Raw genomic sequence first — 14,195 nt, 5'->3', positions numbered from 1 at the left:
CCCATCGGTGTCCCGGGCGCATCGCCTCCCAGCTGTTGCTGGGATTCTCCCCCGCTCTTCCGCTCGCCGGATCACCGATCAAACTCCCTATGTCCCTGCTTTCGAATCTGCGCATCGGTCAGCGCCTGGCCCTCGGCTTCCTCGCGATCATTGTCCTGATGGTGATCCTCACCGTCGTCGGCATCCAGCGCGTGCGCAGCATCGACCAGCAGCTCACCGCCATCAACGAAGTGAACAGCGTCAAGCAACGCTATGCGATCAATTTCCGCGGCAGCGTGCACGACCGCGCGATCGCCCTGCGCGATGTCGTGCTGCTGGACGACCCAGTAGAGCGGCACACGGCAGAGCAATCGATCGACAAGCTCGCCGCGGACTACGCCCGCTCCGCCAAGCCGCTGGACGACATGATCGCGGCCTCCACGGACGCGGAAGAAAAGGCCATCCTCCAGCGGATCAAGGCCATCGAGCAGCGCACCATGCCGTTGATCGCGCAGGTGCGCGCGTTCCGCGATGGCGCCGACAAGCCGCATGCCGAACAACGCCTGCTGCAGCAGGCGCGCCCCGCCTTCGTCGCCTGGCTGGCCAGCATCAACGCCTTCATCGACCTGCAGGAAGCCAAGAACCGCGCGGCCGCCAAGGACGCGGTGACCACCGCGCGCGGCTTTGCAATGCTGATGGTGGTCTCCACCGTCATCGCCTTGCTGCTGGGCGCCACCATTGCGTGGTTGCTGACCCGCAGCGTGGTGCTGCCCTTGCGCCAATCGCTGCGGTTGGCCGAGCGCATCAACGACGGCGACCTGCGCAGCCAGGACCTGCCCACCAGCAAGGACGAATCCGGCCAGTTGCTGCGCGCCATGCAACAGATGCAGCGCCGCCTGCAGGATGTGATCTCCGCCCAACGCAACATGGCGGCCCGCCACGATGCCGGCGAGATCAGCTACCGCACCGACGCCCAGCAGTTCCCCGGCGAATACGGGCACATGGTGCAGGACACCAACGCCCTGGTACATGCGCACGTGCAGACCCAGCTGCGCATGACCGAGGTCATGGGCAGCTATGCCATCGGCGACCTGGCTCCCGAAATCGAACAATACCCTGGCGAAAAGGCCGCCATCACCGCCACCATGCAGCAGGTCAAGCAGAACCTGCGCGCCATCAACGCGCAGATCCAGCAGCTGACCCAGGCTGCCTGCGCCGGCAACTTCGCGTTGCGCGGCCAGCCTGAGAAGTTCGAGCACGACTTCCGCCTGATGGTCGAAAACCTCAACACCATGATGGCCACCTCCGATACCAACCTGGCCAGGTTTTCCGACCTGCTGCGGTGCATCGCCGATGGCGACCTGACCGTGCGCATGACCGGCAACTTCCACGGCGTGTTCGCCTCCATGCGCGACGATGCCAACAGCACCGTGCATCGCCTCACCGACATCGTCACGCATATCCAGACCACCTCCAACAGCATCGGTTTTGCCGCCGAAGACATCGCCAGCGGCAACCAGGAACTGTCCCGCCGCAGCGAACAACAGGCCGCCAGCCTGGAAGAAACCGCCGCCTCGATGGAAGAGCTGACCTCCACCGTCAAGCAGAATGCCGAGCACGCCGGCCGTGCCAATCAGCTCGCGCTGGGCGCCGCCGCCATTGCCTCGGAAGGACGCGACGTGGTTGGCCAGGTCATCGAACAGATGTCCGGCATCGAAGCCTCGTCCAGGCGCATCGCCGACATCATCTCGGTCATCGACGGCATCGCCTTCCAGACCAATATCCTCGCGCTCAATGCCGCCGTCGAGGCCGCACGCGCCGGTGAACAAGGCCGCGGTTTTGCCGTGGTGGCCTCGGAAGTGCGCACCCTCTCGCACCGCTCATCGGACGCCGCCAAGGAGATCAAACGCCTGATCGACGACTCCGTGCAACGCGTCGCCGACGGTGCAACGCTGGTGCACAAGGCCGGCACCACCATGGGCGAGGTCGTCACCAGCGTCCAGCATGTCACCGACATCATGGGCCACATCTCCGCCGCCTCGCAGGAACAGGCCGGCGGCATCGAACAGGTCAACCTGACCATCGCCCAGATGGACGAAACCACCCAGCAGAACGTCAGCCTGGTCGAAGCCGCGAGCACGGCGGCCCGTTCGCTGGAAGCGCATTCGACCCAGCTGACGCAGGCGGTCGAGGTGTTCAAGGTCAATGCCTCGGTGATCTGACTGGCCGGGTAGCGCGATCCTTAGTGACTGGCCGTGTTACTGCCTGCGCCCGCGCAATGCTGACACTTGCGCGAGCGCATCACGGCGAAATGACGCTGCATCGCATTGATGTGGTTGCTACATCCGCACAGTGCACCGAAGACACCAGCTTGCATCTCCACAACACACGGGCATGATTGCCGCCATGGAACGTCTACGCCCCTTCCGCACGCTGGTGCTTGCAACGCTTCTGGTCGCCTGGCTTGCCGCGTGCGCGGCAGCTGGGTCCATCACCAGCCAGCCCATCGAAGGCCCGGTACGGCTGGGAGAAATCGCGGCGGTCGATGGCCCCAAGGTTCGTCCCGACCGCGTCATCGAAGACAGCCGTTGCCCGGCCGAGGTGCAATGCGTCGTGGCGGGCCGGTTGATCGTCAGGGCAACCGTGCTCGGTGGCGGCTGGTCCAAACAGATCGATCTCACACTTGGCGTCCCGGTGCCTGTGGCCGATGGCCAGTTGACGTTGGTCGCCGCCACTGCCCCACCAGCAGACTCGGCAACGGCCTCCACGTCGGACATGCGCTTCACCTTTCGCTTTCAGGGTGGCCGTTGATCAAAGTGCTTCAGACCCGGGGCGATGCAGCACGGACGCGAGGCCCTGCAGGCGCCCACACGTCATCCAGCGCTGCTCGTAGCCGTTGAACCGAGGCGTACGCGTGTTCTTGCGTTGCAAAGCTCGAGAATCTCATGAGCAAACCGCCCGACGATGAGGGCCGGATTCGCCACCTGCTCAATGCCTGAAGTGGCAGTCCGTGTGCTTGGGCGGCCTGCGCCAGCAGCGCATCGAGTTGGACAGCCTGGCCGGGTGGCGGGTGAGTCCGCATTTCAGCGAACGTGAGCGCGTGGCCCTGGGGTGGACCGAGTCATTGACAGATATTGCAAACAGCCGAGCCCCTGACGATGACTTTGCTCTTCTGAAAGCCCATTTCAGTGACGCCGAGATCGCTGACCTGAGCTTTGCCATCGCGCTGATGGCTGCATTCAATCGTTTGGCGATTGGCATGCGTCAGTAAGCTCCAGCACGTCAATGCAGACTGCCCGCCCTGTCTCGCAACGCTGATAGCCGCCAAGGCTCAGAACAGGAGCTTGACGGCCGGCTAGCGTACGGCGCCAGCACACTGCACTGCTGGCGACTGCTCATTGTTGCCTTCGCTGATCCAGGCGCGGCGTATGACTACGCTACGCACTCGATGGCCAGGTGCTGTGCATCGAGCGGGATGGCAAGCGCTGCCTTGCAGTAGCCCAGGCTAGGATTGCCCTCTGGCCTGGGGAAAACAGCGCTCCATTCGATCCGTCCACGCTGCCAACTGCTCAAGCGTATACGCCTCGATCGGCTTTGCCATTGTCGAGGAGGCCTTGTGTTGCGAAACGGTCGCAACCAAGGAGGAGGAAAGGCGATCCCAACAGCGCATGAGCAGCACCGGGGATGGATGCGAAGCAACCAGGGCCTCAAGCACCGCGCCCTGAGCCACCCTTGCTGCCTGCAGGTCGCTCAAGGCATCCACAACCGCTGTCATCCATTGTTCGTTCAACTGCTCCATACCTTTCAACAACGCTGTGGGAAGCGCATAGCGTATCCGGATCCACATGTCCTTGGTGGTGCGTTTTGCCAGTCGGCGCGAACACAGCTGAACAAGCAAGGTGATGCCGAGTTCAAGCAGAGCGTTTGTATGACAGACGTCAGTGGTCACCATTAGCCAACGCAGTTTCTGTAACGAAGAACCATCGCTTGAAGAGATACATGCCAGGACTAAACCACGCTGGCTTGTCGATAATCGATGCCAGCCGACGTTGAGCGCGGCAGTCAATGCTGAAGCTGTGATCAGGCAACTGAAGCCACATGGCAAAGGCACCAAGGACGTCGTCACTTCGGAGCTATTTGCAGTCCAAGCTGAAACGAATCCCCAGCCACCACGCCACCAGAAAATGAAAAGAGAGCGTGGAGTAGCTGCCAACTGAAACGCTGTGCTGATGCAGACCTTGCTTGAACCCAATGCAAACCCATCAGTGATGAATGTTGAAATCAGCCGCTGCCAGCAGCGTCTTCACCGCACACGGCGACATCGGCCGGCCCTACTTCAATGTGCGGATCACGGTCGAGCGCCTGAAACAGCGCATGTCTGTCCCTCGTCGCAGTCAGCAACCCATGCCCTCTGGCACAGGACGCTTGTCGCTCCCGTGGTTACCGTTCGAGGACCTACTCGATCCTTCGTCCAGCATGTTTCAACAAGGCTCATCAAGCGCACATCTCCACCCGGGCATCCCTGCACTGGGACATCCTCTGGCACGCATCGCAGCGATCGCAGTCATCCTCGCACTGGCGCACTACCGCTGGGTGCAGTTTCCCTGGCGGATGCCGCTTGTCGGCATTCTAGGGATTGCCTTGGTCTGGCTGGAAACGCGCTCGCTGAGTGCCTGCGGATTAAAGCCTCAGCCGTCTCGCGCCTTGCTCGGCTGGACGCTGCTGCTGCTCGCGCTGGTCATCGGCGTCATCAATCCGTTCGTGCAACCGCTGATCGATGCGCTGACCGGCACCAAAGCCGACTACAGCGGCTACGGCGCACTGCTTGGCAACGTCAACGCGGCAGCCCACCTGGCAGGCGGCGCCTGGCTCAGCGCGGCGCTTGGCGAGGAACTGGTCTTCCGTGCGTTCCTGATGCACCACCTCGATCACCTGCTGAGCCGCCATCGTGGCGGACGCGTGATGGCGGCACTGGCAGGGGGAGCCCTGTTTGGCGCGATGCACCTGACCCAAGGCATCTCGGGGGTGTTGCTGACCGGGCTTGTCGGCGCGTTGTTCGGCTATGTCTATCTGCGATCACGACGCAACCTCTGGGCGATGATCCTGGCGCATGGCTTGATCGATACCTGGGGCATTGCGACGCTGTATCTGGGTTGGTATTAGCAGACACCCACCAGGATCCGCTTGCTTCGGTGCCTCACTGCCAGCAAATCCTTGGCCCGTCATCCGTAGATGCTGGACGATAGCGCCTTGTCTTTCTCTACGAGCATTGTCAGACATGACAACCGATAGCCTGCTCTCGATCGTTCAAGCGCAGCTGGACGCCTACAACGCCAAGGATATCGACGCCTTGCTGGCCACCTATGCTGACGATGCCGAGCATTACACCTTGCACGGACCACAGCTGGCCAAGGGGCATGCCATGCTTCGCGAGCGGTTTCTGGCCCGCTTTCAGGAGCCGGACCTGCATGCGCAGCTGTTGTCGCGGACCGTGGTCGGCAACATCGTCGCCGACGCGGAGCGCATCACCCGCAACTTTCCAGACGGGATCGGCCTTGTTGAGATGCTATGCATCTACGAGGTGATCGACGGAAAAATCCAGAGAGCCTCATTCGCGACGGGCGCACGCATCGACACCGCACCTGCCCGATGAAACATTTCAGGCGATCGGTCTAGACCGGGCGCCTTTTCAGGCCGAGCGTAGAAAAGCCATCGAGCGCATTCTGGTTTCCAGTGCACCGCCCTGCTTCCCGGTATTACCGGGTCACAGGGTGGCACCGGCTGCACGCGTTATGCAGCCAATGCGAGCTTCGTCTTGCCGGAGGCGCTGCGTGAGCTGTTGGCAACACTCTCCACCAACGCAGTCGCCTGATCCTCAAGTGCGCGGGCCGACGATGCCATGGTGTCAACAAGAGCGGAGTTTTGCTGGGTCGCTGCATCCATCTGCGAGATGGTTTGATTGATCTGCTCGATGCCAGCGCTCTGCTCGTGACTGGCCGCGGCAATGCCGCTCATGATGTCGTTGACCTGCCGCACCGAGGAAAGCAGTTCTTCCATGGCCTTTCCCGCCACGTTGACCTGCTCCGCGCCCTGACCCACCTTCGCACCCGAATCGGCGATCAGGTCGCGGATCTCCTTGGCCGCCATGGTGCAGCGCTGCGCGAGGCTGCGCACCTCGGACGCAACGACCGCAAAGCCACGTCCCTGCTCGCCAGCCCGCGCCGCTTCCACGGCCGCGTTCAAGGCAAGGATATTGGTCTGGAACGCGATGCCATCGATGACGGTGATGATTTCGCCGATCTTCCGCGACGACGCCTGGATTGCCGCCATGGTGCTGACGACACCATTGACCAGCTCACCGCCATGCAACGCGGTCTCTGCGGCCTTGCTCGCCAGCGAATTGGCCTGACGCGCACCTTCGGCGTTCTTGCGAACGATGCTGGTCATCTCCTCCATGGAGCTTGCAGTCTCCTCGAGCGCCGCCGCCTGCTGCTCCGTGCGCCGCGACAGGTCATCGTTGCTGCGCACGATGTCACCTGCCGCACTGCTGAGCGTATTTGCCACCTCGCCCAGCTGACGCCCGGCTTCCACGTCCATCAATGCTCCAACCGCGCGCAACGGCGTGCCATCGGCAGCGCGCTTGGTCAGGCCGCGTGCGCGGAACCAGCGGTACTGGCCGTTCTTGAGCTGCAGGCGATACTCGATATCGAAGTTGGTGCGGCCACTACGGTCGTTCAAATGCGCCGCGAACGCGTTCAAAGAACGCTCCTTGTCTTCCGGGTGCAGCCGTGACGCCCAGCTATCGAGCACGTTGGGGAAGTCCTGCTCGGACTCGAAGCCGAGCAGATGGCGGAACTGCTGCGACCACCAGAATTCGTTGTTCGGATTGATCGGGTCACCCGCGATCACGCTCATGTCCCACAAGCCGTCGCTGAGCATCTGCGAGCCGAGCTCGAAGCGCGTCAGCGTGATGTCGAGGAACTGCTCGCGCTCGCGACGCTCGGTGATGTCGGTGAGCGAACCCGCCACACGGAGCGGCAAGCCCTGCGCATCGCGCTCGGTAGTGCCAAATGCGCGGAACCAGCGATATTCGCCGGACTTCAGACGCAGGCGGTTTTCCACGTCGTAAGGGGTTCGACCGCTGCGATCGGCAAGGTGCGCCGCAAAGGCATCCAGCGTCGGCTGCTTGTCATCCGGGTGCAGGCATGCGACCCAGCTGTCCAGGACATTGGGAAAATCCTGTTCAGAGGCAAAGCCCAGCAGCCGGCGCATCTGCGGCGACCACCACACCGGGCTGTCGGGGTGGCTGGGATCGCCGGCGATGACGCCAATATCCCAGAGCCCGTCGGTCGTACCACTGGCGACCAGCTCGAAACGGCCCTCCAGATGGCGCAACGCGGTCGTCGCGTCTTCCGCCTGGGCCTTGGCCAGATCACGCTCCTGCTGGGCCGCATACAAACGCTCGGCCATTTTCTTGAGCAGCAGAGCCGATCCGTTATTGGGCCACTGCGCACTGCCACCTTTCAACGTGGCATCAACCGCCTTGGTCAGTGCGTCCACCTTGTGGCTGTCGGAGAAAAACATAGCGGCCTCTGCTGCTTGCGTTGGGGATGCGTCCCTAGCGGCAGCGATCGGTCGTTCTTGATGGTCCTTTCCCGATCCATCACTCTGGGTGAGTCGAGCATTCAGCTAGACAGCAGCAGTCCCGGTGGATCGAGTCCGCTGTCTGCTAGTCCTCGCCAAACGCAGCGGCGGTCACCCTGGCATGCCACGCGAGTCGACGCAGTCGCTCAACGACTGATCAAAATCCTCGCCTGGCAGCTGCGATCCAGGGGCACTCCGGCCCCCCGGATACAGGCGTGCTGCACGACACGTGCACGCAGCAGGAGCAGCTAGACGCCAGTCGGCTCGTGGATCGGGCAGCGATTGAACTCGGAGCGGAATCGGCGCGAGGCTGCCATCACGATACGGCGCGCCCGGTTGATGGCGCCCAGCGGCCGGTGCGCGGCCAAGGCATGCCACGGCGAGAAGGCGATGCGGTCTTCCAGCTGCTGCGAGTTCTCTCCGTCCCAACCGGCCTGGCGCTCGACCACCACGCGCGCGACTGCCACAAAGGGGCTGATGGATTGCGGCCATTCTATCGACGCATCCTCGACCGGCATCTTTTCCACGTCCCGGCACAGCTGCACGCGCAGCTCCCACTCGGCCGGGCTATCCAGGGTGCTGATGGCGTGATGAACGGCCTCGCGCTGCGCATCCGGGGAGTCGCCAACTTCCTGCCCATCGAGTTCAACGAGATTGCTGGATATCGGCGCAAGCGAGAACTTGGCGATGTAACGCCCGTAGAGATACGGCACCTGCGAGAAAAACGTCTCGCCCAGCGGATGAACCTGCGGCTGTCCGCCCATCTGCTTGATGCTGCCGCTTCCCCCGCCGATCTTTTCAAGCGTGTGCTCGACACCCCGAAGCACTTTTGAAAGCGCCGCCTTGGCGCCTGGCGCCTTTTCCGTGGTCGTCGCCAGCACGCGGAAGTTACGCAAGAAACCGTCGGGACCGGGGGTGGTGAAGGAAGGGCCATTGACCATCAAGAAATCCTGGCTGTGCTTCTCGTCTCCGCCCTCGACGCGCTCGCCGCTGACGCCCAACACCTTCAAGGCCAGGGCACGCGGAGTCGACACAGCATCGCTCAGTTGTTCTGCAGGTGGCGATGACAGGCGGATGTAAGCATCGTATTGCCCAGGCCCTGCGAACAGGCCTTGTCGCAGCTCTTCGGGCAGATCGTTGAATACGCTGAGCCTGGCGGTGAACAGGCCCTGCCCTTTCGCATGGACTGCGCGGTGCGCATGCCCTTCCTTTTCAGCCACGGTCGTTGCCATGTCGACGAACAGCGCTTCCAGCGAACGAATGGTTTCCTGCTCACTGACGCTGGGCGTTTCCAGATCGGGGCGATATTCGACGGGCGCGTTCATGGGGTTCCTGGCTTTATGGCTGGTCAGGCCAATGTGCTACACCCGCTGTTTACGCTCCGTCGAAGCCGTAGGCAGCCACTTGTCGAGGGCCATACGCCTACTCTGGCCTGCCCTTGCAATGGCAATGGCTAATAGACGGGCGATGCAGCCTACGCCCGGCATTCCTTTCGCTTTTCTGGTCGAAGCTGCCGCTTCGTTGGAGAAACGCGCGGCAGTCCTCGCAGGCGGCTGATCTTGCTCATTTCATGAACAATTTATAGCCAGGCCACGCCCATGATGTTTTTCCTCGTTCGCTGCCGCAAGGCCTAACTCCCATCAGCACACCAACACACAGTAATCACCGTTTGAAAGACGGCGGTGTTGTCGCACTGGCAGCCTGCACCTGCACCGAGGTCAGGGCACTCGCTCAAACGACACCATATCGCGTTGACCATGCAAGAGCAGCGAAAGCACGGCGCTGCCATCCGGACCCATCTGCATCCTGGCTTGGCTGTCGCTGAGCCCCCGGCAGTAGCCTCTATCGTTGGCACCGATCCAGGCGGTCAAAGCACCTGCCTCATGCCCGGCATAGCGCAATTCCACTTGGCAGTCCCGAGGAGCGCCATAGCGCAGGCGACCGACCACATCACCCGGCCGGACCGCCGTCGCCACCAGGTCCAGCTGCGCCGACGTCAGGCCGTTTGAGCGCCAGCGCCCTGCTTCGGTCAACGCTGCATCGGCCTTCTGGTCCAGGGCAATGACAAGCGGCGCCTCGCGACCCAGCAGCGTGAGCTGAATGCCTGATGCCATCCCATCCCCTGCCTGGAGCTGGGCACGCCCGCCGGAGAGCGCATCGCAGAACTTGCCACCATTGCGCGACTGCAGCGCGTAATCGTCTGCTTGCGCACGCAGCTCCAGTGCGCAATTGAACGGGGGCCCGAATCGCAGCTCCGCACCCTGCATGCCATCGGCTCCTGCTGCACGCGCTCTCAGAACGACATAAACCGGCCCGGTGCCGCCGCGGGTGGACAGGATTCCGCGCCAATCCCCAGGCGGAATGCTGTCAGCCGCAGCAGCCGGTGCTGCAGGCAGCACCAGGCAAAGCGGAAGCGCCAAAATCATGCGAAAGATGCGACGCAGACGATGATGTCGAGCAGACATTGGAAGCCCCCATGGCCAATTTGACCGAATGAAAAGGCCGTCCCGGCGCTACCCAGCAACGGCCGCAGCGCTCGCGGGGACGGCGAGCAGATGATGGCCATAAATCAGCTGCTGCGCCGAGACAGACGGCAGAGATTTGCACACGCGTTGGCCATATCGGTTGGCGGCTGCCCCGCGCCTGATTCATACGATGGGCATGAACGTCGCTGATCGCCGCCCGGCGATCGGATGACACACACTTCAAGCCCCAACACACGCGAGCAGGCATCAACACACCGCAGTGCCATGAAGAAACCCTCCGGCTGTCCACGGCTCGACAACTCAGTGACCGCGATGACGAACGGACCGCGGGGCCAAGTACCGGACAGGAGATGGGACGAATCGGCGGGTCTTGAAAAAAGCGGGCGCCTTTGTGCTCTGCAGCGACATATGGCGGAGAGAGTGGGATCGGATCACGTCCGACTTAACCCATTCAATCTGTTGCAGAAAGCGTGCTCGGCAGGTTTCCTGTCAATGTTTCCTCGATCATAACGCCGGGCTTGACTCGATTGCTAGCGCCCGCTTGCCTGTGAGGTGGATCGACGCTGGCACCGCTCCTCTGCGTAAACTGGACCGAAGCCAAATCACCACCGAGTCAAGGATGAGCCGTCCCTATCTTTCCAGCTCCATCGATCAGCTCGAGGAACTGTTTTCCACTTCCCAGAATGCCTCCCCGGTATTGCTCGCCATTGCGACCGAACTAGGGTTTAGAAGAACTGCACGGGCAAAAGAGTTGGAGGTCGAGGTGATGCAGACCTTGGCTCGCTTGAGCCCGGAAGCTGAGCAAGAACGTCCTGCACCACCATCGCAGGCCGAAGGTTTCACCGGAGATAGGGACAGGCTCTGGTCTCCACCCGTGGCTCCGCCTGACTCAGCACACCGCCCCAAAATTTATGCCAATCGCCCCAAGGATGTGCTTGCTGCGTGGTCTGCACTGGAGGTGCTGTCACTGCAGACGTATGACCGCCCTACCGACCTGGCGAAGGGGGACCGAGCCATTGTTTCTATCAGCGATGGCCGCCTGCCTTGGGACAGAGGGCCTGCGAGCTCGCGCCCCAGGCAGAAGATTTATTTCCACATCGTTTTGGCAACCATTCCTGCCGCGCCCGCTTTCGCTGCATTGATCGACCGCTTCAAAGACTCCCGTCTTGAACGCCCGAGCGTTAAAGGTGACGTTGTTCTTGCCTCGTTGCTTGTGGACAAGGAAGGAATCCTTGCTGGAGAGGCACCCATCTCGCTGTCCGCGTTCGGATGGGGCTTGCCTGTCGCCCTGGGAGGGTCGCTCAAGGATCTGGCTGCCTGGACCCAACAAGAACCGCGGCTGATCGAAGGCCTCACCAAGCAGTTGGGCGTTTCATCAACAGAGACCCCAGTTCCACTGACGTGGGAAGCGCTACAACGCGCCTCTTCCTGGCTGGTAGACACCCTTGGGTTATCCGGACACCAAGTAAGCGGCCCGACATTCGCTGTCGCCCATTACCTCTACTACACGTTGCGGATTGTTCCAGATCCGCTTCTTCTCAATAGCTTTTACCTGCGCGACTTGGCCAAGGCACGAGAGATCGCCAACAAGGGCGAACTCCCCAAAGCGTTGTCTCTCTATCTGGGCAGCCAGAAGCCAGCAGCACGACGGGACTTATTGAAAGACGATGCCGCCCTGGAAGCTTCGTTGGCTCCAGCCGATGTGCCGCTGGGTCGATGGCCCACCCCTGCATCGCATACCCCTGCCCTGTTACAGCAGGCTGCTGTCAACTCGGCGGGGCGTTTGTCCGGAGGCCCCGGGATTTTAGGCGTCAATGGCCCACCTGGGACGGGAAAAAGCACCCTGCTGCGTGACATTGTGGCGGATTTGCTGACTCGCCGAGCCACAGCCATGTGCGCGTTCACCGACCCGACCCAAGCTTTTAAAGTCGGTTGGACAAAGAGGGCCAAGGGAGAGACCCAGGAGCTTCACGCGCTGGATGCCAGCTTGCGGGGATTCGAGATGATCGTTGCCAGCTCGAACAACAAGGCCGTCGAGAACGTCAGTGCAGAAATGCCATCGATGCAAGCGATTCCCGGCGACTCCCTCCTGCGCTATTTCGCGCCGTTGGCTTCTGATCTATTGGACCGCGAGGCATGGGGGTTGATGACAGCGGTCCTCGGCAATGCATCCAATCGGTCTGCGTTCCGAAAGAAATTTTGGGGAGACTCGCCACGCTCCCTTGAACGCTACCTCAAACAGGTCAGCGGCATCGCACCGCGTGAAGACGGGTCTCCCGAGGGCCTGGCCGAACTTTGCAGTGCGCCATCTACTCCAAAGGAAGCCCAAGACCGCTGGGAGCGTGCTCGAAAGCATTTCAAGCAACTCTCCAGTGCGTGCTCCACGCGGTTGTCTCAACTGGAAAGCTTGCGACGCGCCTTGATCCAACTACCCAAGCTGCGGGAAGACGAGAAGGAAAAACGCCAACAACATCTGGAGGCATCCAGTCATGCCAACCAGGCACAGTCGCTGCTTGCTGCCTTGGTTAGAGATACACAATTCGCAACTTTGGCGCTGCAGCAGTGTGAGACCGCGCTGTCCTATCATGCGCAAAAACGACCGAGTTTTTTCAGTCTAAAGCGTCTTTTTGGTGTCCAGTCCGCCAAATCTTGGGAGGTCAGGCACGGGCCTCTCAAACATCAGGCTGACATCGCAAGGACGGCGAAGGGCGTCGCTGTAGAAGCCCAATCCAACGCAGATGGTTTGGCCCAGATCGCTGGTCAGCAAGCAGCGATTGCTTCACAGGAACTCGAAAAGGCCTGCAAGAAACGCGAAGCGACGGAGCAGCAGTGCCGCGAGGTGCAGATCGGCGCTGGAGCTCAAGTGCTGGACGAGCATTTCCTTTCACTGCCGCACGAGCAGAAGCAGCTGGCCGTGCCCTGGCTGGACAGCGAGCTACAGAAGCTTCGAATGGAGGTCTTTGAAGCAGCCATGGAAGTGCATCGGGCCTTCATCGACGCAGCAGCAAAGCCCCTTCTCCATAACATCAACGCCTTGGTCGGAGGAAACTTCAACATTCCACCAGACCGACAGCACTTGAGCGGACATCTATGGAGCAGTTTGTTCCTGGTCGTGCCGGTCATTTCAACAACGTTTGCTTCCGTCGAGCGAATGTTGGGACGTCTTCCCCAGGAGACCTTTGGCTGGCTGCTGGTGGATGAAGCAGGGCAAGCGACGCCGCAAGCAGTCGTAGGTGCCCTGCTTCGATGTCAGCGAGCAGTGGTCGTGGGCGATCCGCAGCAAGTTGAGCCAGTCGTTCCGCTGCCTGACGTGCTGACTGCTGCCGTCCTTCGCGAGTTTGATGCCGACCCTGACAAATTCGGAGCCCCAAATGCGTCGGTTCAAACCTTGGCCGACGAGGCTGGCGACTATTGCGCCACGTTCGATACGGCCGGTGGATTCCGGACGGTGGGATCCCCCCTGCTCGTCCACCGTCGGTGTGCGTCGCCGATGTTCGAGATTTCCAACACAATTGCTTATGGCGGGTTGATGGTCCAGGCAAAGCCCCCTAAGAGCTCGAGCATTCGAGATGTCTTGGGCAACTCCCATTGGATAGACGTGCTTGGAAGTGCGAGAGACAAGTTCTCACCGGAGGAAGGCCAGCAGCTGTTGCTTTTTCTCAGGACGTTGAGAAACAACGCGGTTCTCCCTGATCTCTACATCGTCACGCCCTTTGTCGCCGTTCAAGATGGCCTTCGAGAGCTGGTGAAGCAGGACGGCGTCTTGCAAGGCTGGGTGGAAAATGCCTCCAAGTGGCCATCCGAGCGGATTGGCACCGTCCACACTGTCCAAGGAAGAGAGGCGGAGGCCGTCATCATCGTTCTAGGGGCCCCGGACCCTGGCCAAAATGGCGCCCGGCAATGGGCCGGTTCGACGCCGAACCTGCTCAACGTCGCAGTCACCCGAGCCAAGGAAGCCGTTTACGTGATTGGTAATCGCTCACTTTGGTCAGCCGCTGGGAAATTTAGTGCGCTGAATCTAAAGCTACGTTGAGCAACGATAGGATGGTATTCGCAACGCTTTCAGGATCAGACAAAACAAGGGGG

General features: G+C 61.4%; 10 protein-coding genes. 6 read left to right on the top strand and 4 right to left on the bottom strand.

The window, feature by feature from the left end:
- The first annotated feature begins 89 nt into the window (after positions 1-89).
- The 3 genes from ACCQ04_RS08315 (at position 90) to ACCQ04_RS08305 (ending at position 3,250) form a co-directional block, all read left to right on the top strand.
- Positions 90-2,201 (top strand): methyl-accepting chemotaxis protein, encoded by a 2,112-nt coding sequence (locus tag ACCQ04_RS08315; protein ID WP_184455672.1) that lies wholly within the window; start codon positions 90-92, stop codon positions 2,199-2,201.
- Positions 2,202-2,385: 184 nt separating this feature from the next.
- The gene (locus ACCQ04_RS08310; protein ID WP_372358735.1) at positions 2,386-2,790 is read left to right on the top strand and encodes a hypothetical protein; all 405 of its coding nucleotides are present in this window, start codon (positions 2,386-2,388) and stop codon (positions 2,788-2,790) included.
- 205 nt (positions 2,791-2,995) lie between these two features.
- Positions 2,996-3,250 (top strand): carboxymuconolactone decarboxylase family protein, encoded by a 255-nt coding sequence (locus ACCQ04_RS08305; protein WP_209271846.1) that lies wholly within the window; start codon positions 2,996-2,998, stop codon positions 3,248-3,250.
- 234 nt (positions 3,251-3,484) lie between these two features.
- Here ACCQ04_RS08305 and ACCQ04_RS08300 read toward each other — a convergent pair whose 3' ends face one another.
- A complete protein-coding gene (locus ACCQ04_RS08300) occupies positions 3,485-4,231 on the bottom strand; it encodes a hypothetical protein (RefSeq protein WP_372358734.1) in 747 nt (248 codons plus the stop codon).
- Positions 4,232-4,590: 359 nt separating this feature from the next.
- Here ACCQ04_RS08300 and ACCQ04_RS08295 point away from each other — a divergent pair, with 359 nt between their 5' ends.
- Both ACCQ04_RS08295 and ACCQ04_RS08290 read left to right on the top strand, forming a co-directional pair.
- Entirely contained in the window at positions 4,591-5,142 is a 552-nt protein-coding gene (locus ACCQ04_RS08295; protein WP_226427115.1) for a CPBP family intramembrane glutamic endopeptidase, read from the top strand.
- Positions 5,143-5,257: 115 nt separating this feature from the next.
- Positions 5,258-5,632 (top strand): nuclear transport factor 2 family protein, encoded by a 375-nt coding sequence (locus ACCQ04_RS08290; protein WP_226426456.1) that lies wholly within the window; start codon positions 5,258-5,260, stop codon positions 5,630-5,632.
- A 137-nt stretch (positions 5,633-5,769) separates the two neighbouring features.
- Here ACCQ04_RS08290 and ACCQ04_RS08285 read toward each other — a convergent pair whose 3' ends face one another.
- The 3 genes from ACCQ04_RS08285 to ACCQ04_RS08275 all read right to left on the bottom strand — a co-directional run bounded on the left by ACCQ04_RS08285 (position 5,770) and on the right by ACCQ04_RS08275 (position 10,088).
- Complete coding sequence (locus tag ACCQ04_RS08285) at positions 5,770-7,563, bottom strand: methyl-accepting chemotaxis protein (RefSeq protein WP_154831792.1); 1,794 nt, start codon at positions 7,561-7,563, stop codon at positions 5,770-5,772.
- Positions 7,564-7,871: 308 nt separating this feature from the next.
- Positions 7,872-8,948, bottom strand: a complete 1,077-nt coding sequence (locus ACCQ04_RS08280) for a catalase family protein (protein ID WP_184380119.1) — start codon at positions 8,946-8,948, stop codon at positions 7,872-7,874.
- A 393-nt stretch (positions 8,949-9,341) separates the two neighbouring features.
- The gene (locus ACCQ04_RS08275) at positions 9,342-10,088 is read right to left on the bottom strand and encodes a hypothetical protein (RefSeq protein WP_226426457.1); all 747 of its coding nucleotides are present in this window, start codon (positions 10,086-10,088) and stop codon (positions 9,342-9,344) included.
- A gap of 784 nt (positions 10,089-10,872) precedes the next feature.
- Here ACCQ04_RS08275 and ACCQ04_RS08270 point away from each other — a divergent pair.
- Entirely contained in the window at positions 10,873-14,142 is a 3,270-nt protein-coding gene (locus ACCQ04_RS08270; protein WP_372358776.1) for a DEAD/DEAH box helicase, read from the top strand.
- Positions 14,143-14,195: the final 53 nt, after the last annotated feature.

It is taken from the genome of Xanthomonas sp. NCPPB 2866, from assembly GCF_041475745.2.
In the GTDB taxonomy this organism is placed as follows: Bacteria; Pseudomonadota; Gammaproteobacteria; order Xanthomonadales; family Xanthomonadaceae; genus Xanthomonas; species Xanthomonas arboricola.
Note: the sequence above shows the minus strand (reverse complement) of the source record. Positions and strands in the feature narration are given on the sequence as shown.